The sequence below is a fragment of the Streptococcus suis S735 genome, from assembly GCF_000294495.1.
In the GTDB taxonomy this organism is placed as follows: domain Bacteria; phylum Bacillota; class Bacilli; order Lactobacillales; family Streptococcaceae; genus Streptococcus; species Streptococcus suis.
In genome coordinates this window covers 338,874-360,338 of sequence record NC_018526.1, presented here as the reverse complement: position 1 = coordinate 360,338, position 21,465 = coordinate 338,874, and the positions used below count along the sequence as shown (strand labels likewise).

Annotated in this window: 19 protein-coding genes and 1 pseudogene; 1 reads left to right on the top strand and 19 read right to left on the bottom strand. The window is 41.0% G+C overall.

Features of this window, described 5'->3' with window-relative positions; genetic code table 11:
* Positions 1-29 precede the first annotated feature (29 nt).
* The 15 genes and pseudogenes from YYK_RS01845 to YYK_RS01775 form a co-directional block, all read right to left on the bottom strand.
* A complete protein-coding gene (locus tag YYK_RS01845; RefSeq protein WP_014917208.1) occupies positions 30-4,082 on the bottom strand; it encodes a YobI family P-loop NTPase in 4,053 nt (1,350 codons plus the stop codon).
* A 94-nt stretch (positions 4,083-4,176) separates the two neighbouring features.
* The gene (locus tag YYK_RS01840; protein WP_011921948.1) at positions 4,177-4,920 is read right to left on the bottom strand and encodes a class I SAM-dependent DNA methyltransferase; all 744 of its coding nucleotides are present in this window, start codon (positions 4,918-4,920) and stop codon (positions 4,177-4,179) included.
* Positions 4,921-5,221: 301 nt separating this feature from the next.
* Positions 5,222-5,581, bottom strand: coding sequence for a ribosome silencing factor (gene rsfS, locus YYK_RS01835; protein ID WP_011921947.1), 360 nt, complete (start codon positions 5,579-5,581; stop codon positions 5,222-5,224).
* A gap of 1 nt (position 5,582) precedes the next feature.
* Positions 5,583-6,092 (bottom strand): annotated as a pseudogene (locus YYK_RS01830) (cysteine hydrolase family protein).
* A complete protein-coding gene (locus YYK_RS01825) occupies positions 6,089-6,373 on the bottom strand; it encodes a GNAT family N-acetyltransferase (RefSeq protein WP_011921945.1) in 285 nt (94 codons plus the stop codon). Before YYK_RS01825 ends, YYK_RS01830 begins: the two are co-directional and overlap by 4 nt.
* A gap of 548 nt (positions 6,374-6,921) precedes the next feature.
* Positions 6,922-7,509, bottom strand: a complete 588-nt coding sequence (gene yqeK, locus YYK_RS01820) for a bis(5'-nucleosyl)-tetraphosphatase (symmetrical) YqeK (protein WP_011921943.1) — start codon at positions 7,507-7,509, stop codon at positions 6,922-6,924.
* A complete protein-coding gene (locus YYK_RS01815) occupies positions 7,506-8,138 on the bottom strand; it encodes a nicotinate-nucleotide adenylyltransferase (protein ID WP_004195296.1) in 633 nt (210 codons plus the stop codon). Before YYK_RS01815 ends, yqeK begins: the two co-directional genes overlap by 4 nt.
* 12 nt (positions 8,139-8,150) lie before the next feature.
* A complete protein-coding gene (yhbY, locus tag YYK_RS01810) occupies positions 8,151-8,462 on the bottom strand; it encodes a ribosome assembly RNA-binding protein YhbY (protein ID WP_024379048.1) in 312 nt (103 codons plus the stop codon).
* 269 nt (positions 8,463-8,731) lie between these two features.
* Positions 8,732-9,838, bottom strand: a complete 1,107-nt coding sequence (gene yqeH, locus YYK_RS01805) for a ribosome biogenesis GTPase YqeH (RefSeq protein ID WP_014917205.1) — start codon at positions 9,836-9,838, stop codon at positions 8,732-8,734.
* On the bottom strand, positions 9,839-10,366 hold the full coding sequence (locus tag YYK_RS01800) for a YqeG family HAD IIIA-type phosphatase (RefSeq protein ID WP_002935150.1): 528 nt from the start codon (positions 10,364-10,366) through the stop codon (positions 9,839-9,841).
* A 183-nt stretch (positions 10,367-10,549) separates the two neighbouring features.
* Positions 10,550-10,924 carry a hypothetical protein gene (locus YYK_RS01795; RefSeq protein WP_002935151.1) on the bottom strand — a complete coding sequence of 125 codons (375 nt, stop codon included), beginning with the start codon at positions 10,922-10,924 and terminating at the stop codon, positions 10,550-10,552.
* A 206-nt stretch (positions 10,925-11,130) separates the two neighbouring features.
* Positions 11,131-11,760: a copper homeostasis protein CutC gene (locus YYK_RS01790; protein ID WP_014917204.1), complete on the bottom strand. Its 630-nt coding sequence runs from the start codon at positions 11,758-11,760 to the stop codon at positions 11,131-11,133.
* A gap of 47 nt (positions 11,761-11,807) precedes the next feature.
* Positions 11,808-12,716, bottom strand: a complete 909-nt coding sequence (locus YYK_RS01785) for a DMT family transporter (RefSeq protein WP_012774971.1) — start codon at positions 12,714-12,716, stop codon at positions 11,808-11,810.
* 75 nt (positions 12,717-12,791) lie between these two features.
* Positions 12,792-14,273: a UDP-glucose--hexose-1-phosphate uridylyltransferase gene (galT, locus tag YYK_RS01780; protein ID WP_011921937.1), complete on the bottom strand. Its 1,482-nt coding sequence runs from the start codon at positions 14,271-14,273 to the stop codon at positions 12,792-12,794.
* Positions 14,274-14,282: 9 nt separating this feature from the next.
* Positions 14,283-15,455: a galactokinase gene (locus YYK_RS01775; RefSeq protein ID WP_011921936.1), complete on the bottom strand. Its 1,173-nt coding sequence runs from the start codon at positions 15,453-15,455 to the stop codon at positions 14,283-14,285.
* Between the two features lie 133 nt (positions 15,456-15,588).
* Here YYK_RS01775 and YYK_RS01770 point away from each other — a divergent pair, with 133 nt between their 5' ends.
* A complete protein-coding gene (locus YYK_RS01770; RefSeq protein ID WP_012774970.1) occupies positions 15,589-16,587 on the top strand; it encodes a LacI family DNA-binding transcriptional regulator in 999 nt (332 codons plus the stop codon).
* A 58-nt stretch (positions 16,588-16,645) separates the two neighbouring features.
* Here YYK_RS01770 and YYK_RS01765 read toward each other — a convergent pair whose 3' ends face one another.
* The 4 genes from YYK_RS01765 to gatC form a co-directional block, all read right to left on the bottom strand.
* Complete coding sequence (locus YYK_RS01765) at positions 16,646-17,995, bottom strand: deoxyguanosinetriphosphate triphosphohydrolase family protein (RefSeq protein WP_012774969.1); 1,350 nt, start codon at positions 17,993-17,995, stop codon at positions 16,646-16,648.
* 120 nt (positions 17,996-18,115) lie between these two features.
* Positions 18,116-19,555, bottom strand: coding sequence for an Asp-tRNA(Asn)/Glu-tRNA(Gln) amidotransferase subunit GatB (gene gatB / locus YYK_RS01760; RefSeq protein ID WP_011921932.1), 1,440 nt, complete (start codon positions 19,553-19,555; stop codon positions 18,116-18,118).
* On the bottom strand, positions 19,555-21,021 hold the full coding sequence (gene gatA / locus YYK_RS01755) for an Asp-tRNA(Asn)/Glu-tRNA(Gln) amidotransferase subunit GatA (RefSeq protein WP_011921931.1): 1,467 nt from the start codon (positions 21,019-21,021) through the stop codon (positions 19,555-19,557). Before gatA ends, gatB begins: the two co-directional genes overlap by 1 nt.
* Positions 21,021-21,323 (bottom strand): Asp-tRNA(Asn)/Glu-tRNA(Gln) amidotransferase subunit GatC, encoded by a 303-nt coding sequence (gene gatC, locus YYK_RS01750; RefSeq protein ID WP_011921930.1) that lies wholly within the window; start codon positions 21,321-21,323, stop codon positions 21,021-21,023. Before gatC ends, gatA begins: the two co-directional genes overlap by 1 nt.
* Positions 21,324-21,465: the final 142 nt, after the last annotated feature.

Here is a 21,465-nt window from a genome sequence, read left to right as displayed (position 1 = left end):
CGACAACTCTATCATAGTCTAACATAGGTCTACAAAGGTATAGTTTTATCCTTGTAGCTATTTAAGCGGATATCGTTACTTCGTTCGTTAATTGAGCTTACAAAATTATTACTATCTAAGTATCTTGCAAATGCCAAGTTTATTGTTGTTTTTTGCACTTGTCCCCATCTAGTCCCTGGTTTATTTAATGTTTTCAATACACTATCCCACTCATCAAATACATTGAGTTCCTTTAAAGCTGTAATATTATCCGATAGAGCAAATAGATTCAAATACTTAGAAAACTGCTCTCGCTTCTCATTCTCATCCAAATTTGGTGTATATACATAGTAATTATAAATTAATTTCTTTAATGTATTTAATTGACTTTCAGCGATTAGCTTTCTCATTAAATTATTACTAATTTGGGCATAAAATTCTTCAGCTATAGTATCAAGATTTTCAATTGCAATTTGTTTAACTAGCTCTTTCAAACTCAGTGACTGGTTGTCAAAGAATTGACTACTGATGATATAACTCAAATCCTCTTCATCAAACTGATTTTCCAAAATATGAGCAGTCAATTTTTCTGAATACTGTTTATTTTTTATACTGATTTTTAAAATATGGTCTGCAATGTTAGTTTTCTCATCATCCGAAATAATGTCATCATCAAGTAATGCTAACAACTCATCTTCCTTATATATTTTACTTTTAGTATCTAGATATTCCGATAAGTGTTTCTTGATTAGGTATAGTGTATCCTCTGGATAATTATCTCTGAAAAATTCAATGTTCTTAGAGTTAAACTGTATAATTTCCAAATCAATTAATATTCTAAGCTTACTTGACTCTATTCCACTTTTATTAAATGTATCGGTATAGTGCCAACCAAGTGTGCTAAGTATGAGTTCATATTTGGTGTCATCTAACTCCATACACTCAACAGTTTTGGTGAAAAAGTTTCTTTGTTCTTCTTTCTCAAGTAAGTTAAATATATCCTCTTCAAATTTTAAATCTCTTGCATTATTGATAAAGTTGATAAGACTATTATCATAATTCTGATTCTCGGTAAAATAAGATAAGATAATATCAGTATCCACTACGGCTTTAGAAGTTTGAACTAGTAAACTTAGCAAGGTAAGATAATTCCCCTCTTCAAGAATATCCTCTTCTACAAGTTGACGGAAATCATCGCTATTGAAATTAATACTATTATCCGGAAGGAACTGTAAAATTCTATCAATTTGGCGTTCTTCCTCCAGTGTTCCCAAATTAAATCCAGACTCGTAAACTTCGTTTCTTTGAAGTAGTTCTACAATATATTCCGAGTTATCTAAAATAGTCCCCTCACAAATCTCTAAATATGCATAGACATAGTCTGTTATCTTCAATCTACTATACTCTAGCAGCGGTGAATAATTATCATTTGTATGAAGCAGTTCAAAATTCTTGTGCTTGAAGTCTTCCTCTGACCAGTCAGTACTTCCCTTAAACCACCGCATAAAAAATCTTAAATTTTCTTTATTTATCTCATACAAACTATTGCCAAAGATAAAGTCGATAAGCTCCAAGAAGGTCGTAGTTCTGGGAGCATCATCATCAGGCTCTCTAAAATGAGTGAATTTAAGATTGATTGCCTTAAGGTTTGTTTTGAAAAATGATGTAAAATCTTCATTTGGTGAAATTAAATCATTATTTTCATTGATATAACGAGCTACTAACGCCTTTATTTCATTATCAACACTATCTAAGTTCACCTGATTCATCAAAGCTCGAATGAACTTATTCTTTAGTGGAGCTTGATACTCCACCTTCGTAGACTTCATATAGTCAATAAATCTTTGTGGATTAGTAGATAGCCAAAACTCCATCAACTGCCCAAACTGTTCCAAGTTATATTTTTCAGACTTACTATCATACAATTTCTTTGCCAGTTCAACCAAAAAATCCAAGTTATCTTCTTGTAATAAGATAGCACTCAAGTTTTCTTCTCGACTCTGCAACTCCAAATTTTTAAGCATGTATTCAATCAAGTCAAAATTTAAAACTTCTTCATTTCTAAAGTCCTTTAATTGCAAATGATGATAGATATTTGAAATATTTACCAGTCTGAAATCAAAACCTGCACTTCTTCCACTGGAAATATTTCTCAAAAATTCTTTATCATTCTTAGTTAAGACATTGCCATAAAAATAGGTCAAATAATCTGGATAGGTTTCATCTATATAAGAGTTTTTCAATAAGAAGTAAATAATATCAAATTGCTGATTTTTTTCTATATCAATAAATTCTTCTCTACTCTTAGCAAATTCATGTATTTCTTGATTAGTATAGATGTCCGCAATCAATTGTTTTTCAACAAAGCTCCGTTTTTGATTTAATGAAGCAATTTTTTGTTGCAACTCTTTACTATTATTGCGACTTCTTACAGTATCAAGGCGTTCCTTAAACTCTGGAGAATCTTTCTCTGGAAAAATTGAATCCATATTTTCTGTTTTAATACCTACATTACGGTAAGCATCATCAAAATCCACATAGGAGATGATACGACTTCCTTCCACCAGCATTTCAGAAATAAAATCATGATAAGAAGTAAACTCATCTTGAAATTTGTCATTGACACTGACAACCTTTCTCCCATTTGGAATTTTAAAAATTGTTCCATAGAGTTCAATTTCATCTTGAATGTGCTCACTCTGAATCTTTCTCAGTTTATTCTCTAAATGCAGTTTTTCACTATCAATCTTCGTAAGTTTTTCACTTCTTCTAACTTCTTTCTCATTAAACAATGAATATAGAAAACCTTGATTATTCTGCAACTCAGAAAAGTCTTTCGGGAAAATATTTTTGTAGACAATCATTGCAAATATTTTTTTCAAATCAAGATCCAATGCATTTTTCTCACCCGTCTTGTCATGTGTCAATTCAAGCTGATAAGAATAAAATTCATTACAGATATTATTAAGCAATCTCATATCATCTATATAAAGCGAGATTCTGAAGAGGAAGTCATCCGCTAATCCTGATTTTATTCCCATTTCTTTTAAAGTAGTTGTCAACTTATCGCTAGAGTTTGAACTCGTAATAACTGGAAGGACTGGGATGATAAAATCAAAAAATTTAGTTCTTTCTTTTGAAATGAATAAATCATCTCGTATCAGGTAAAGAAACACTAGCTTTGATGATTTCTTAGCTATTTTTCGCTTATTGTTGACTAATACGTTTAGTTCCTTAATCTTGGCAAAAATAGTGTTATTCTCAAAACGGTCGATATCCTCAAAAACAATGACATCTGCTCTTGATTCATTCAAAAGATACAACACATCATCTAGGTATTTGTCAAAATAGGAAACTCTCATCGACTGATCAGAAAAAATATCAATCTCTGATGAAACATTTTTGCCACCAATTGTCAATGATTTTATCGTCTTATTTTCAACTATATACCAAATCGTTGTAAGGGAGCCAATAAAAAGAAGAATCAAAAATAACCAGCTAAATACGGTATTGGCATCCCACCCAAATACCTTGTCAGCAGTGACTAAAGCTTTTAAAAAATTGGGTTTCAAAAAATAAGAAAGTGTAATGAAGAATAGTACAATATATACAGTTAATAAAAGCGGTATTCTTCTTGGAGTTCGAGACAATGTTTTAAAAATCGATTTCTTTACATGTTTTGGATGAATCTGATGAAGTAATTGATTTATGATCTTGCCTTCAATCACATTAATCTGTCGTACATTTAGTTTCTTTCCTGACTCTGATGAATCATTTTCTTTATAGCCTGATAAATCATTTTCTTTATAGTCAGCTAGAGAAATATGGAGGAATTTTTTATTAGAGTACTTCGCTTCATAAGAATCAAGCAAACTACTTTTTCCAGAGCCATAATTTCCCGTGATCGCTACATTTTTTAACTCATCATCTTGGATTGCAAAATCTAGTGCTTGTTTAAAGCTTGGATTTTCCCTTTCCAAATCTATATTTTTATTAGAGGTCAGTCTATTAAAACTTATCCCTTCCACATTAGGAGTTCTATTTTTGAACTGAAGGAATATTTTTTGACCCCAGTTACTGATTTTACGATGTAAACTCTCCATGTCATTTTCCTTTACAGATATATTTATTTTTATTATATCACAAAATCCCACTCTAATTTGGTGGGACCCGAAAACTTCACTTTAATTTTAAATCTTACTTTTTACACTTGAAAAACCACCGCTGGCTTGTTTCTGTCGGTGCTTCATCTTCAAAGTCCGCAAAGACTTCCACAGATGCAAAACCAGCTTCTTTCAATAATTCCACATAGGTTTCAATCGGATAAGTCCGCTCTTCATGCACTTCATCCCGACGGATAAACCGCTCCTCTTGACTGGCTTCATCTTTGACAAAGAAGGTCAATTCGTGAACAATCGAATGTGCATGCTCCCCCTCATAGGTGTCCCAGACAAAGGCAAAATCCTCGTAGTTTTCATGGTAGCTATAGCCTGCAAAGACTTCCTCCATTTGATAGATGGAGTGAACGTCAAAAAGGAAAGTACCACCTTGATTGAGAACCGAGTGAACGCCTTCAAAGACCCGCAAAACGGCTTCTCGGTCCGACATATAGCACAGACTGTCCGAATAACAGGTCACCGCATCGAAATCTCCCACACCTTCCAGAGCCATCATATCTGCTTGGGCCAATTCCATCATGACACCAGCAGCTTCTGCTTTTTTCTGGGCCAATTCCAACATTTCATAGGACAGGTCAAGCCCTGTCACCTCATAGCCCTTTTGAGCAAAACGTACAGCCTGAATCCCTGTCCCACAGGCCAATTCTAAAATTGTCTTGGTGTCTTGTGGCAAGTTCCGCAAGCTAAAATCTGTCCATTTATCATACAAGCTGTCATCCATGATTTCATCATAGACCGCAGCAAATGTTTCATAAGTTGCCATATTTTCCCATTTTTCCTTTCATAAAAAGGGAGCAGGAAAGAACTCCTCAATTCCAAAGAGTTCGTTTTCCTGCCCCCGCACAGTTGATTAGGTCAGATTTGGAGTGGGAAGCACGAACAAAGCTGCCAATCAACCACTGCGCTGAGATGTTGACTTAAGTTTCAAATAGTGCACCCAAATCAAAATCTATCTTCATATTTTTTCAAGAAGTTCATCACTTCTAATTACATAATAGTGAACTCTCTTTGGTCACTTTCGAGTTTTATGGTGACCAGCTGAAACAGTTCCCCAAACTGTTTCACTATTCCTCTTCTAAAAAGTCTGCGACTTCCAAGAAGCTGCCTTCGTGCCATAATTTTTCAAGGTTGTAGAGGTCACGCATTTCTTCTGAGAAGATATGAACGACTACGCCTCCAAGATCCAATAGGACCCAGCCACCGTTACTATCGCCTTCTACACGGCTACTCTTGATTCCAACATCCGCTACCTTTTCACGGATGTTTTCCGCAATAGCCTCCAACTGGCGACTGTTCATGGAGCTGGCAATCACAAAGTAGTCTGTCAGGCTGGTCACGCCTTGAACATCAATTACAACAAGGTCCTCAGCTCGCTTGTCATCAGCAGCCTGAACCACAACTTTTACTAAATCTAGTTCTTTCATCTTATCCTCTAATTATATTTTCTAATCTATCCACCTGGGCAAAATTCCATGACCAGATGTTTTGGTAGTGGTCAATCAAGTCTTCGGCGTCCAATTTACCTGAATAACCTGTCGTCGTTCCGCCCTGGATCACAGCTACCTTGTAGCCTAGTTCAAAGGCTACTTTAATCGTCGTATCAATGCAAAAATTGGTCGCCATGCCCATGATAATGAGTCGCTCAATTTCCTTTTCCTGCAAATAAGCATGAAGCCCCGTTTCCTTGAAGGCACTGTTAAAGGACTTATCGAAAATCTTCTCACTAGCTAAGGGTGCAACAATTGAGTGAATCTCCCAGTCAGCAGTCCCCTTGACCAATTCCTGATCATGATGGCGGACATGGATGACTTCTAGCCCCGCTTGACGGGCTTGTGCAAGGCTATCTTACCAGAGGGCTAATCGCTCTTCAATGGCATAAGGTTTTTCCTCCACTAGAAGGTTCTGAATGTCAATGACTAACAATGCAGATTTCATAGCTGAACACCAGGCGTTTCCAAACGGAAGACCAATTCTCTTTCTTCTTCACTATCCAAGACAAAATTATTTTTCTCCAAGAGATGAGCCATTTTCTGATTGCCCTTAACATAGGCTGCAATCAAATGGTCGCAGACAGGATGTGATTGAGCCATTGCTATTACGACTTCCAAAGCCGCCTGGCCATAGCCCCTTCCTTGAAACTCTTGGCCAATCATAAATCGCCAGAGCATATACTGCTGGATGTCTTCATCAATGTCAATCAAGGCAAAACCAACCACCTGTTCATCCGCCCAGATGGCATAAGGGGCAAGGTTCTAGTGCAAGTACACTTCTCAAAGTTCTAGTCAACATCTCAGCGCAGTGGTTGATTGGCAGCTTTGTTCGTGCTACACACTCCAAATCTGGCCTCTACGACTGATGCGAACAGAGTTCGCTTCATCTCCAACCTCAAACTGTCTCCCAGACAGTTTGAGCTGTGCGGGGGGTGGGAGTGAAACAGTCTGGGGATAGACTGTTTCAGCTCAACAACTGGAAATAAGGACTTGTTGACGAACTCTTTTAGAACCCATCGAGTTCTTTCCCACTCCCATTCTCTCTATATAACCAGGCATCCGCCAAGGAACGCACGTTTGGAGCCACGAAGCCCTTGTCCTCCTCGGCTACTGTCAAGTCTAAGACTGCTTGATAGGAACGTTCATCAAGATATTTTATAGCCTTTTAGTTTACTTTTAGTACTAGGCAATGAGCTGCAGGCTGTACTGGAGTACGGCAAAGCGAGTTAACGAAGTAATAAAAGAAAAACTAAATGACTATAATGTAATCATCCCTACTCCTTCAACCAAACAACATAGCCATTATAGGTTTCCAAAATTTGTGGATAAATGGGAATCCCCTTCTTGGCTAAGTAGGAAATGGTTTGGGCAGTTTCATAGGCTACTGCCTTGTCCAAGGACTCTTTTGCGATACGACGCGCCTCGTCCACCCCAGGAAAATCCCGATTGGGTTCGATGTAGTCCGCTACATAGAGAACCTTGTCCAGCAAGGTCATCTGCCCCGCCCCAACGGTGTGTCGTTGAATGGCTTGGAAAATCTCCTCATCTTCCAAACCAAAATCTTCTGCGATTTTATAGGCGCCAACCACACCGTGCCAGATGTTATTATCCCAGTTGAGCAGGTCCTTGTCCAAATCATACTTGGCAATTAAGTCCAAAAAAACTTGGTCTTCCACTTCCTTAGCATAGTCATGCAAGAGTGCTGCTAGACTGGCTTTTTTCGGATCACAGCCATATTGGTCTGCCAAGACAAGCGCCGCCTGCTCCACACCCAAAACATGTTGGAAGCGCGCTGGCTTCATGGCTACACGGATTTTTTCCAAAAGAGCCTGACGATCAAATGTCAAATCTGCTGCAATCATTGGTAAAGTCCTTTTTCTTCGATATAGTCCAGAACTTCATGAGGCACCATAAAATTCGGCACCCGTCCTTGCTTGATAAAACTACGCACCATGCTGGAGGAAATGTCCATCAAGGGCACATCTACCCAGATAACCGGATAGGACGTCCCTGCCTTGTAACGAGGGCGCTGGACACCAACAAACTGCACCAACTGGACCAATTCATCAATCCTATGCCATTTTGGAAGGTAGTCTACCATATCTGCACCGATGATGAAATAATAATCCGTATCAGGATTTTTTTCCTTCAGCAATTTCATGGTGTCGTAGGTATAGCTGACACCACGGCGTTCTAGTTCAATGGTTTCAATCCCCAAGCCCTCAATACCTGCAATAGCCATCTTGAGCATGGAATAGCGATGGTATTCGTCAATGGTTTCTTTCTTATCCACATGAGGTGGAATGAATTCTGGCATGAGCAAGACTTGATCCAGCTTCAACTGTTGACGGACCTGGTCTGCCACAATCAAGTGAGCATTGTGGACAGGGTTGAAATTCCCTCCCAGAATCCCCACTTGTTTGCGATTGGTTTCTTTCTTTTCAACCTCTAATTCAACCTTGGTAAAGGGTGTTAAGAGTTCAATAGCCATAGGCTCTCCTTCTTAGATTTCTTTGACCTGTTTGGAAATTTTACGGTTCTCTTTCTTGCTAGATTGTTTGAATAAAATCAAGATGCGACCGATTTTTTGGACCGTATCCACACCGATTTCTTCTTCCAAGATTTCAGCTACTTCGTGGATGTTTTCATCCGTATTTTGTAGCAAGGTCACCTTGATCAATTCACGCGCATCCAGTGCCTGACGAACACTGGTTTTAATCTGGTCATTTAGACCATTTTTCCCAATCTGAATGATGGGTTTGAGACTGTGTGCCTGACTGTTCAAAAAGGCACGTTGTTTTGAAGTTAGCATAATTTATTATACACAAAGGGCGTTGTAACAGACTGGGAGACTGTTACAATCGGGAAATAAAGAAAACAAAGTTTTTCCTTATTGCGCCGATATACTTAGCCCGTGTTCAAATCAGAAGACTTGAACTTCCTTTCTCTTTAATTGTAAAAACTGAAATCAAATACCTCTTATACTCAATGAAAATTAAAATCAGACTAGGCGACGCAGATGCAGATAGAACTGGAGTTCATCAAATCAAGTCAACAACGTCTGCTTTTAATTTTCGAAGAGTATTAGATAATCGCCTTGCGAATGACCACATCCACACCCTTAGGAGCCCAGGCAGCAATCTTGGCTTTTTCATTGACACGAATCCAACCAAGTCCTGAGAAGACCACATCCGTCTTCTCGTTGATGGTAAATTCATGACGGACCAGTTCAGGAAATTCTTTCAATTCCTTGCTGGTTGGTGGCACTAAAAGTGAGCCCGCATGTTTCTGATAAAACTCGCTAGCTCCCTGCAACTTGGTGCGGTGGAGTTGGAGCTCATTATCAAAGAAGGCCGTAAAGCCTTTGCGTTCACCAGCCACAAAGTCAAATCGTCCCAGACCAGCCAAGAACAAGGTTTGTTCTGGATTGAGCTGGTAGGTCTTTGGCTTGATTTCCTTGCGAGGGCTGATGTACTTGAGGTTTTTAGCCGTCAAATAATGGGCCATCTGGTGACGGTGGATAATTCCTGGCGTGTCATAGATGTATGAACCATCATCCAGAGGGATTTCAATCTTATCCAGCGTCGTTCCAGGGAAACGTGAAGTCGTAATGACATCCTTGTCCCCTGTGATTTCTTGAATAATAGCGTTAATCAAGGTTGACTTGCCGACATTGGTCACGCCGACCACATAGACATCCCGTCCCTTGCGGTGTTGTTCAATCTTTTCAATCAAATCCTTGATAGCCTGCTTATTTTGGGCTGAAGTCAAGACCACATCAACCGGTCGCATGCCGATTTCATGTGCCCGCTCGGTCAACCACTGAGTAACCTTGCCTGTCTTGACAGACTTGGGTAAAATGTCCTGCTTGTTGCCGACCAAAAGCACGTCATTTCCAGAAATAAAGCGAGGTAAACCTGGAATGACTGACCCATTGAAATCAAAAATATCAATGACATTAACCACCAAGGCATCGCTTTCTCCTACGCTATGGAGGAGTTTCAAGAAATCATCGTCTGAGATATTGACATCTGAAATCTCATTGTAATGGCGCAAACGGAAACAACGTTGGCAGTAGAGTTGCCCTGTTTCCAGGCCTTTTTCTAGGGCTGATTGAGGTGTAAAACCAGCGACAGCCTTGTCTAGCGTCTGAATCTGGGCACCACAGCCGATACAAAATAATTCTTCCACTTACATCTCCCTCTTGTAGTCTATCGCTCCATATTTAGCGATGATTTTTTTCATAGTCCGTCGCTCACGCCAACGGTTAATCTGCGTATTGATAGAGTCCGTCTTTATCAAGGGTTTGACCAAGACAGACTTGAGACCAGCTCGCTTAGCAGCCCGAATATCCGTCATCAGCTGATCGCCAATCATAATTACCTCATACGGCTGGACATCAAAGCGTTTCAAAGCACGGTTAATCCCAAAGGTGAAAGGCTTGAGAGCGAAGGCTTCAAATTCAATCCCAAATTTTTCAACCGCCCGTTTGACACGTTCGTATTTATTGTTAGACACCACCACAACAGGAATACCTGCGTCCTGCAAATCATGTAACCACTGGCGCATCTCTGGCGTACCATCGGGATTATTCCAAGCAATCAAGGTATTATCCAAGTCAACAAACACTACTTTTATGCCATGTTTTTTCAAGCTTTCGACGGTCACGTCATAAGCCTTTTCCAAGGCAAAATCCGGCATGTAATTTTCTAAACTCACTGTCGTCTCCAAAGTTTTTTATCAGATAATTATACCATTTTTCTAAGAAAAATGCGAATCGATAGCAGAAAACACTCGGATCAACCGAGTGCCTTCTGGAGGTAATGTAATGGTAGTTGTGAATTAAATCTGACCTTCTTCCAAAATCCAATCTTTCGGAATGAAAATCATATGGGTTAGCAATCAATCAATATCAAGAGTAAATTTTGAAAAAGCAAAACCGATTTGCTCTACTCCTGACTCATCCTCATCCAACCCCAAAATGGTAAGAGCATGTCCATAATCTGCATGACTATCATCGAATAGACGCCACGCGAGAGCGCGATAAATTAACTTCTTAGCATCATAGAGACTGTAACGCTGTCTGTACTCTGAAAATGATTGACAATCCTTACCTTTCGGTTCTACTCCTTTGGTTTTAGCAATGGCAATCAAGCTATCATAATTATGATAACGCAAAGTACTATTCAAGGATTGGGCTAAACGAACAGCATAGTCCAAAGCTAAATCACTCACCTCAACAGCCACAGTTCTCAATTCTTTACGTAGGGGATTCAATAGAGACGCAGCAGTTTCTAGTCTGTATACCGGACTTTAACAAACAAAAATGAAAACAGCCGAACATGTCGACTGCTTCCGTGGAGATTATATGAAAAAGAATAAATATATTGTATCTTCCAATGCTTAAACAAACCTTAACTTCTAAACATTTCTGAATAAACTTCGATTATTACTCTGTAATTTATTTCACTTTCAAAGCTACCTTACCAAAATAATCTCGTTCCATGTACTTGATTGATTGGTAATGCTTCTAATAACGTTGGCACATTGTCCACAGTCAATCCTCCACCAATCAAAATCTCAATTTTACCTTGTGCATAGGCGACAATTTCCTGTAACCATTCCACATTGTTCAAGGCAGACCCTGTCAGACTCCCACGCATCAAAATCCGTGTCACTCCATGTTCTACCAGCCAATCAAGAGCCTCGAATTGGCGTTCGCGAGGAATTTGGTCAAAAGCCATGTGAAAGACAATCTGACAGTCCTGCGAAACAGCAAACAGTCTTTCCAAGGCTGGTTCGTCCAACCAATTTTCCTCGGTTAACAAACCATAAACCAGACCATCTGCCCCCAGTTCAATCGCTGCTTTACAAGCTTCAACCATCATTTCAACCTCTGCTTTATCGTAGCAAAAATCTCCACCGCGAGGGCGAATCATGGTCATGACTGTGGCTTCATTCTCATGGGCCAGTTGACAAACATGTTTGACCACTCCATAACTCGGCGTCGTCCCTCCGACTGCCAAATTATCACAGAGCTCAATCCGTTTAGCTCCTAGGGATAGGGCCTTCATCACACCTACATGATTTTCGGAACAAAATTCTTTAATCATCTTTATTCCTTTCAAGTTTTTTCTTTAGTATAACAAAAAAGAGTATATTAACCAATACTCTTTTGGGCAACCAATATATCTTTTAAAGAAATAAGCAAAACAGCAAGTAAAATCAACAACATTCCAACAAAATCAATTGCATAAAATTGTTCATTGACCAACCATACTGCAAAAAAGACAGATGCAATCGGCTCAATCGAGGCCAAAAGACTGCCATTGACAGGACCAACCATACTGACGCCTTTAAGAAAGGCAGTATAGGCAAAAATCGTCCCGACTCCGACAATACCTAACAGGCCCAGGAAACTTCCACCATCAATAGGAAGACGATGCTGCCAAGTTTGCAAACCAAGCGTGACTACAAAACCACCCATTAACATCCCTAAACCAATCACCGTTATACTGCCGTATTGACGAATCAATTTACCTGGCAAAATAATATATAGCGCATAAGTAAAGGCTGAGAAGATTCCCCAGAACAAACCGATTGGAGTCACTGCCAATTCATCTAATTTGCCATGAGTCGCAATCAAAAAAGTGCCTGCTATAGCTAAGATAATTGAAATCAACTCAATCCCTGATGGTTTTTCCCTATTTTTCAAACAGGTATATGCCAAAACCAAAATAGGACAGAGATATTGTAGAACAGTAGCCGTTCCCGCATTGGTATGATAGATGGCTTGTAAATAGGCTGTCTGATTAAGAACTAAGCCAAGCATGGCAAAGATAAAAATTCCTAGCAAGGCATTTTTATCTTTCAAAACTGCCAATAGCTGTTCTTTCGCTGTAGCATAAGCCAGGCCAACGAGAAAGAGTCCCGACACCAACAAACGCAGGGAGGTAATCATATCCACTGAAACACCACGAGACATCAAGTACTGTCCACTCACTCCAGACAAGCCCCAGGCTATACCTGCTATTACTGTAATCAGTGTCCCCAATCTCTTTTCCGCCATCATATCTCCTTCTCACACTGTGAATACTTCCATTATACCAAAAAGAGCAGGACACCGTCCCACTCTTTCTTACATTTATGTTGCTAAACCTACAAATTCTACGAATCGTAGAAAGGCTGCCTGTCCTTCTGGAGTACGTTTGTAGACCCCTGCATCTTCCAATACACGCGCAAAGATTTGTCCCACTGACTCACGAACTACTTGTTCGACAGTTTCTTCCGTCACATCTGGGTGAGCTGTTTTCAGGCTTTCCGCCCAAGGCTGATGATAGTCAGCCACCTGACTATCTTGACCCAGTAAGAATTTTTCTACTTCAGCCAATTCTGCCTTCAAGCGTGGGGGTAAAATCGCCAAGCCCATTACCTCAATCAAGCCGATATTTTCTTTCTTGATATGTTGCACATCTGGATGTGGATGATAGATGCCATCTGGAAACTCTTCTGAAGTTTGATTATCGCGGAGAACCAAATCCAGCTCGTACAAATCGCCTCGTTTCCGAGCAATTGGGGTAATCGTATGATGGGGTGTTCCATCTGTCTCAGCCTTAATCTGAACGCTATCATCTGAGTAGCTCCGCCATTTTTCCAAAATCTTAGCCGCTAAACCAAGAAGCGACGGTTTGTCTGCTGAACTCAAGCGAATCACCGACATGGGCCATTTGACAATGCCAGCCGAAACTGACTCAAAGCCTTCGAAGACCAGCTGGTGTTCTATCGGCGCCTGATCCATGGCAAAACTGTGCCGCCCACCCTGATAGTGATTGTGGGTCAAGATAGAGCCACCCGAGATAGGGAGGTCAGAGTTGGAACCGACAAAATAACCTGGCAACAAATCCAACAAGTCCAAGAGCTGCTCAAAAGTTCGCGGACTAATAACCATCGGCACATGTTCCTGATTTAGGAAAATAGCATGTTCATTGTAGTAAGCATAGGGCGAATACTGGAAGCCCCACTTTTCCTGTCCAAGCTCCAAGCGAATAATGCGGTGGTTGGCGCGTGCAGGATGATTAATCCGTCCCTGATAGCCCTCATTTTCCATGCAGAGTAGGCATTTGGGATAATTGCTTGCTTCAGCTTTCGTAGCAGCTGCAATAGACTTGGGATCCTTCTCAGGTTTGGACAGATTGATCGTGATTTCCAAATCCCCATACTCTGTCGAAACTGGATAATAGATATTTTTCGCAATCGCAGCCATCTTGATATAGTCATTACGTTTGCTCAATTCATAAAAGTCACTAATCGCTTGCTCTGGACTATCCTGATAGGTCTGCCAAAAATCACGATTGACCTGACTCGGACTCGGTGTCATCAAATCCATCAAACAAGACCCAACCATGTCCTGCTCTTCCAGCAATTCACCCACAAAACCAGTTCGAACTCCATGTGCCAATAGTTCATCTTTTAATTCAATCAAGTCCTCTAAATCTGTTTGAACAGTCAGAACCTGGTCTCCCACCAAAGCCAAGACCCGATTTCGCAGGTAGATAGCATCCATTTCCTCAAAATCACTGTTGGCAATAACCTGCTCAACAAAACGATCCACCAATCCTGTCATCATTTCTCCAATCTATTTTCGAGATAAAACGCGAGAGCCTCCAGCAATCTCCGCTACATAGAAGCTTGGTGCATAGCCCACAACCTCTGTATAGGTCTTGCCGACATTTTCTTTGAAGGCTTCCACCTTATCCTTGTGGACAATGGCAATACCACAGCCACCGAAGCCAGCTCCTGTCATCCGAGCACCAAGAACTCCTTCTTGCTCCCAAGCTGTGTGAGCCAAGGTATCCAATTCCAAACCTGTCACTTCATAATCATGTTCCAAGGAAACATGGGAAGCATTGACCAGACGACCAAAGGTAGCCAAATCTCCTTCTTCCAAGGCCTTACGAGCCTGCAAGGTCCGTTGATTTTCCAAAACAGCATGGCGGGCACGCTTGATACGATTTTCATCCTTAATCAAATAACTATATTGATCAAAGGTCCATTCATCCAATTCTCCCAGAGTTTGAATGTTCAGGACAGCATTCAATTCTTCCACTGCTTTTTCACATTCTGCGCGACGTTCATTGTACTTAGAATCTGCCAATTCACGGCGTTTGTTGGTGTTCATGATCACAATCACATGGTCACCCAAATCTAGCGGTACCAATTCATACTCCAAGCTATTGGTATCTAGATAAATCGCCCGATTATCTGCTCCCATACCGATCGCAAACTGGTCCATGATCCCAGAATTGACACCAATAAAGTGATTTTCCGTTTGTTTCCCAATTTTCACCAAATCAAGTCGAGTCAATTCAAGTCCATACAACTCTTCTGCGATAATGCCAATCAAGAGTTCCAAGGAAGCTGATGATGACAAGCCTGAACCGTTTGGAATGTTACCGTAAACAAAGACTTCCATCCCTGTATCAATGACATGCCCTGCTTCTTTCAAGAATTTGAGAACCCCCTTGGCATAGTTGGTCCAGTTATCCGCCTTATCAAAGACCAGATTGTTCAAATCCACTTCGATAATTCCAAGTTCTTCAAAGTTTGCGGAATAGAAACGCAAAACTTGGTCATCACGTTTGCGAGCAGCCCCGTAGGTCCCCAAGGTAATAGCCGCTGGAAAGACATGACCACCATTGTAGTCCGTGTGCTCACCAATCAAATTAATCCGACCTGGTGAGAAGAAAGTCGCATCTGCCTCTTGACCAAACACATCGAGAAAGGCCTGCTTGAGTTGTTCTGTGTTCATAAGAACCTCCTAGATTTTGTAATCGTTTTCTTTTATTGTACAACTCAACAATTTAAAAGTCAATATTTTTACTAAATTTTTACTAATTTTGTTTTTTTATGCTATACTAGAGACAAATAAACAGGAGAAGAACATGGTTACAATCAAAGACATAGCAAAACAAGCCCACCTTTCCTCTGCCACCGTTTCCCGCGTTCTCAAGGGAGACCTGACCCTATCCGTCAGCCAAGAAACCCGCGACCGCATTTTCAACTTGGCACAGGAATTGGGCTACACCAAGCACATCAAAAAACAAGCACCTCAACAAAAAGGCACCATCGGTATTGTTCAGTGGTACACCGAGAGCGAAGAGCTGGCCGACCTCTACTACTACTCCATTCGGGCCAGTATTGAGCATACCGCCAGCTTACTCGGCTACCAAATCGTCCGCTCCTTCAACGACCTGACCAATCCCCTCCTCCAAGAAGTGGACGGCATCATCGCAGTTGGCAAATTTTCTTCTGGACAAATAGCAGAGCTATCTAGCCTGTCTTCTAAAATCATTTTTGTGGACTCTGATACGCTGACCGAGGGATTCTCCTGCGTCACAACTGACTTTGAACACTCTGTTCAGACAGTTATCGACCACTTCCATTCACAAGGTCTGACTGATATTGGACTCCTAGTCGGACAGGAAGAAACCACAGATGGACACCAACTGCCAACAGACCCCCGCCTGACTGCCTTTCGTGACTACCTAGACACCTTGGGCATGCTCCAAGAAGACTACATCTATCAAGGAAAATTCTCCACCCAGTCGGGATATGAGCTGATGAGCCAGGCTATTGAGGACCTAGGCGACAAGCTACCCCCTGCCTTTTTCATGGCAAACGATACTCTGGCTGTCGGTGCCCTGCGTGCTTTACAAGAACGTCAAATCGCAGTGCCAGATAGAATCCAACTCATCACCTTTAACGATACAGCCATCACGCGCCAAGTCTATCCAGCCCTGTCTTCCATCAGCGTCTTCACTGAGGAAATGGGCCAGGAAGCTATGCAGCTACTGGACCGTATCATAACAAGTCCAACGCCCCACCACCCCCGTAAGATTAAGTTGGGTACCCAGCTGGTAATACGCGAGAGTTCTTACTAAAAGTGCATAAGAAAACCCGAGAATTCAACACGAACTCTCGGTTTTCTTAAACATATGGCTATTTATGTAAGAAATTTTGTGCTAAACATTCTATTAGCTTTTTACCAGTTCCTTTCTTGAATATAGCTGCATCATATTTCTCTAAGAACGGATCTGTACCAAAATGTTTTATATACATCTCAATTGCGTAAGTGTCCATCATGCCAGAAATATAATCTAGTACTTTTCTTTTCTTGTCACTTTGGGTATCGTCTTTTTCAAATCGATATTCGATCGGCATCAAAAAACTCTCCCGATTATATTCTTCATTCATGAATAAAGCAAATAATCTAGTCAACACTTTCGTCCCAACATTTTCATATAAAATAATATCGTCAGAATTTGTTACGCCTTCGAAAATTGTTTTCTTCAATGCACCAGCAAGTTTTTTATAATGACCGAGCCCTAGTTCTTGATCCTGATCAGTTCCTAATTTTTTCTTGTCTTTTTCATTAAGTTCTACAATGTCTATATCCTCAATGAATTTATTCACAATAATAGAAAGCAATTCTCGTCTAAAATAAAAATCATAATCATCATTGGATTTACTTCTTTTTGCCTTATTTTTTGCCTCTTCAATCCATTCCTTAAAATCCTCTAATGTTTGATCTTCTCCCAATTTCTGTTCCAACAAAAATACAAATTGATCAATGGTGAAGTAGTTACTCGCCAATGCATCTTCCAAGTCATGTGCACAATAAGCAATTTCATCTGCCAAATCAACAATTTGAACATCAATTGTTCTCACAAACACATCCATTTCTTTAAATCTCTTTTTAAATTCCTCATAATCTTCTTTGTATATGAACTTCTCAGTCTTTCGTGATTTTCTATATGGAACATAATATTTTAGAATTGAAGCTAGGGTTCTATATGTTAAGTTTAAGCCTTTATGATCTGGAGACTTTTTTTCAATATTTTTTAATACCCGTAACCCTTGGGCATTTCCTTCAAAACCAATATCCTTTGCCAAATCATTTAAAATTCTTTCTCCATGATGACCAAATGGGGGATTGCCAATGTCGTGTACAAGTGCACCAGTTTCAACAACGACAGACATCGAATTGAAATCTATATCAATATTATTAGATGTATTTTTTTTCAAATAATCAACAATCCCCCTTGCAATCTGTGCCACTTCAAAACTATGTGTCAGCCTGTTCCTGTGAAAAGCTCTACCATTAACGGCAAACAGTTGCATTTTCCCTTGTTGCCGTCTAAAGGAATTAGAATAGATTACCCTGGAATAATCTCTAGAAAATTCATCTCTTGCTCTTTCCTTATCCGACTCAGTTTCCTTATCACGTTTCTTTAACTTATTGACATTCTCCTCATGTTCTCGTAAAAAATCATCGAAGTCTTTTGACATATCTATTTATTCCCCCTCATACCTTTATATCATGATGATAATAATAATTATTATTTTAGTCAACAAAAAACCACTCTTTTTGAGTGATTTTTGTATTCTATAGTTTCTATAGTTTTAAAACTAATCCAACAACTTAGCCAATTCCTGAGCCAAGAGTTGTTGTGCAACTTGTGGATTGGCTTGTCCCTTGGTTGCTTTCATCAAGAAACCTGTAAAAGCCTTGTCTGCATTGCGTTTGCCAGACTTGAAGTCAGCTACAGCCGCTTCGTTATCCGCAAAGACTTGGTGGATAATCGGAATGAGGACTGCTGGGTCTGAAATCTGCACCAAACCAGCCTTCTCAACATAAGCCTTAGCAGAGCCACCTTCTTTGGCCAAGTGAACAAAGACTTTCTTGGCGATTTTAGATGAAATGGTTCCATCCGCAATCAAGGCAATCATCTCAACCAAGTTTTCTGGTGTTAAGGCGATTTGCTCAATAGTCTTACCTTCAGCATTGAGGAACTGAGCCACTTCACCCTGCAACCAGTTAGAAACTTGTTTGGCATCGCCACCTGCTGCCACCGCTGCTTCAAAGAAGTCAGACAAGGCCTTGGTAGACGTCAATTGACCTGCATCATAGGCGGTCAAGCCCAAGTTTTCTACATAGTGAGCACGGCGAGCCTTTGGAAAGACTGGCAATTCTGCACGAACTTCCTCAATCCAGCTATCATCAATCTCATAGAGTGGCAGGTCTGGCTCAGGGAAGTAACGGTAGTCAGCTGAACCCTCCTTGACACGCATGAGAATGGTTTCACCAGTAGATTCATCGTAACGACGAGTTTCCTGCTGGATTTGACCACCTGAACGCAAGATTTTCGCCTGACGTTCTACTTCATGCTGCAAGCCCTTGCGCACATAGTTGAAGGAGTTGAGGTTTTTCAACTCAGTCTTGGTACCGAATTTCTCCTGACCATAAGGACGAAGAGAGATGTTGGCATCCACGCGCATAGAACCCTCTTCCATCTTCACATCTGAAATACCAGTGTACTGAATGATTTCTTTAAGGGCTGTCAAGTAGGCATAGGCCTCCTCAGGCGAACGCATATCCGCTTCTGATACAATCTCAATCAATGGCACGCCCTGACGGTTGAGGTCCACATAAGAATAGCCGTCTGTCCCATGGGTATTCTTACCTGCATCCTCTTCCAAGTGCGCACGCTCGATACGGATTTTCTTGGTTGAACCATCTTCTAGCTCAATCTCAATCCAGCCATTGTAGCCAATCGGCTCGTCAAACTGAGAAATCTGATAGGCTTTAGGGTTATCAGGATAGAAATAGTTCTTGCGGTCAAAGTGCATGTCCTTGTGAATGTCCATGTTCAAAGCCAAGGCAGCCTTAATACCAGCATCCACAACACCCTTATTAAGAACAGGAAGGACGCCAGGGAAAGACCAGTCAATCACGTTGGTATTGGCATTTGGATCCTCACCAAAATGCGCAGATGAAGGTGAGAAAATTTTCGAGTTGGTATTCAACTCCACATGGACTTCTAGACCAATAATCGTTTCAAAGTTCATTAGTTAGCACCTCCAAAAATCACTGGTTGTTGCTTGTGGTAGTCTGTCGTCGCTTCAAAGGCAGCAGCTACTTGGTAAATGGTCTCTTCTGAGTATTTTGGACCAATCAACTGCAAACCAACTGGCAAGCCTTCTACAAAACCAGCAGGAATAGAAAGACCAGGAAGACCTGCCAAGTTTACAGGAATTGTTAACAAGTCCGCCAAGTACATGGCCACAGGGTCATGGTTGAGCGTGTCCAAACCAAAGGCAACCGTCGGAGCAGTTGGCCCCAAAATCAAGTCATAGTCCGCAAAGACCTTTTCAAAATCTTGGATAATCAAGGTCCGCACCTGACCAGCCTTCTTGAAGTAGGCATCGTAGTAACCAGATGACAAGCTAAATGTACCTAACATAATACGACGTTTGACTTCCTCACCAAAACCTTGGCTACGGGTTTTCACATAAATCTCATCCAAGTTGGTCGCATCTTCTGCACGGAAACCATAGCGGATACCGTCAAAACGCTGCAAGTTAGAAGACGCCTCTGATGATGCGATAATATAGTAAACAGCAACCCCATACTTAGAATGTGGCAGACTAACTTCTTCAATGATTGCTCCCAAGCTTTCCAAGTGCTTAGCCGCCTTGAGAATAGTTTCCTTGACCTGCGGATCAATCCCTTCGCCCATGTATTCTTTTGGAAGAGCGATTTTCATGCCCTTGATGTCCTGACCAATCTTGCTAGTGAAGTCTGCAATTTCATTGATCGTTGATGTTGCATCCTTGACATCATGACCAGAGATGACATTGAGCAACTGGGCATTTTCCTTAACTGTCTGTGAGAATGGACCAATCTGGTCAAGAGATGAACCAAAGGCAATCAGACCAAAACGTGACACCGTTCCGTAGGTCGGTTTCATACCGACGATACCATTAAAGGCTGCTGGTTGACGAATGGAACCACCTGTGTCAGAACCGAGTGACAAACGGACCTGACCAGATGCAACAGCAGCAGCTGAGCCACCTGAAGAACCACCAGGAACTTTTGTCTGGTCCCAAGCATTTTTAGTCGGTTTGAAGGCAGAGTTCTCATTAGAACCACCCATGGCAAACTCATCCATGTTTGTCTTACCGACAATAATCATATCCTTTGCGTAGGCCTGAGCAACTGATGTCGCATCGAAAATCGGCTCGTAGTTATAAAGCATTTTTGAAGCTGCCGTGGTCAAAATCCCCTTAGTAGAGATATTGTCCTTGACTGCCAAAGGAATCCCTGCCATAACATTGTCCGCATCAATCCCTTTTTCATCAAGGGCAGCAGCCTGCGCCAAGGCCGCATCTTCTGTGATAGTCAAGAAAGCATCCACTGCTCCCTCACGGCTTTTGATGTCTTCCAAAGTTGCCTTGGTCAACTCAACCGCAGAAATCTCCTTTTTGACAAGGAGGTCATGCAATTCATCAATGGTTTTATTGTTAAAAGTCATTAGGCATCTCCTCCCCCGTCTAGAATAGCTGGTACCTTGATAAAGTTATCTTGTGATTCAGGCACATTTTTAAAGAGCTCCTCACGGCTCTCACCTTTTTGGGCAATATCTGCTCGCAAGACATTCTTACGGTCAGCCATAGTGGTCGTTACCGCAACACCTGTCGTATCTACTTCATTGAGCAATTCAACCATATCGACAATCTTGCTCAAACTTGTCGCAAATTCCGCTGTTTCCTGGTCCGAAAATTCCAGCTTAGACAGCTTGGCAACGTGACGGACTTCAGCTTCAGAAATCTTCATTCTTACTTTCCTCCTAATGGAAATCTATCTTCTCATTATACCATATTTCCAGCCTCAGACAAAGGTAGAAATGACCTAATATGTTACCTATTTCCTCCTAAAAATCCATTCTTTAAATTGCGAAGTATTCCTAATCTCACAC

Coding starts and splice junctions, on each gene's coding strand:
- YYK_RS01845 (WP_014917208.1), bottom strand. CDS start 4,082: ATGGAGAGTTTACATCGTAAAATCAGTAACTGGGGTCAAAAAATATTC.
- galT (WP_011921937.1), bottom strand. CDS start 14,273: ATGATGACAGGATTGGTGGATCGTTTTGTTGAGCAGGTTATTGCCAAC.
- YYK_RS01775 (WP_011921936.1), bottom strand. CDS start 15,455: ATGAACACAGAACAACTCAAGCAGGCCTTTCTCGATGTGTTTGGTCAA.
- yqeK (WP_011921943.1), bottom strand. CDS start 7,509: ATGATTGCAGCAGATTTGACATTTGATCGTCAGGCTCTTTTGGAAAAA.
- YYK_RS01815 (WP_004195296.1), bottom strand. CDS start 8,138: ATGGCTATTGAACTCTTAACACCCTTTACCAAGGTTGAATTAGAGGTT.
- rsfS (WP_011921947.1), bottom strand. CDS start 5,581: ATGAAAGAACTAGATTTAGTAAAAGTTGTGGTTCAGGCTGCTGATGAC.
- gatC (WP_011921930.1), bottom strand. CDS start 21,323: ATGAAGATTTCTGAAGCTGAAGTCCGTCACGTTGCCAAGCTGTCTAAG.
- YYK_RS01840 (WP_011921948.1), bottom strand. CDS start 4,920: ATGGCAACTTATGAAACATTTGCTGCGGTCTATGATGAAATCATGGAT.
- gatA (WP_011921931.1), bottom strand. CDS start 21,021: ATGACTTTTAACAATAAAACCATTGATGAATTGCATGACCTCCTTGTC.
- YYK_RS01765 (WP_012774969.1), bottom strand. CDS start 17,995: ATGTCAAAAGACTTCGATGATTTTTTACGAGAACATGAGGAGAATGTC.
- YYK_RS01785 (WP_012774971.1), bottom strand. CDS start 12,716: ATGGCGGAAAAGAGATTGGGGACACTGATTACAGTAATAGCAGGTATA.
- gatB (WP_011921932.1), bottom strand. CDS start 19,555: ATGAACTTTGAAACGATTATTGGTCTAGAAGTCCATGTGGAGTTGAAT.
- YYK_RS01770 (WP_012774970.1), top strand. CDS start 15,589: ATGGTTACAATCAAAGACATAGCAAAACAAGCCCACCTTTCCTCTGCC.
- YYK_RS01790 (WP_014917204.1), bottom strand. CDS start 11,760: ATGATTAAAGAATTTTGTTCCGAAAATCATGTAGGTGTGATGAAGGCC.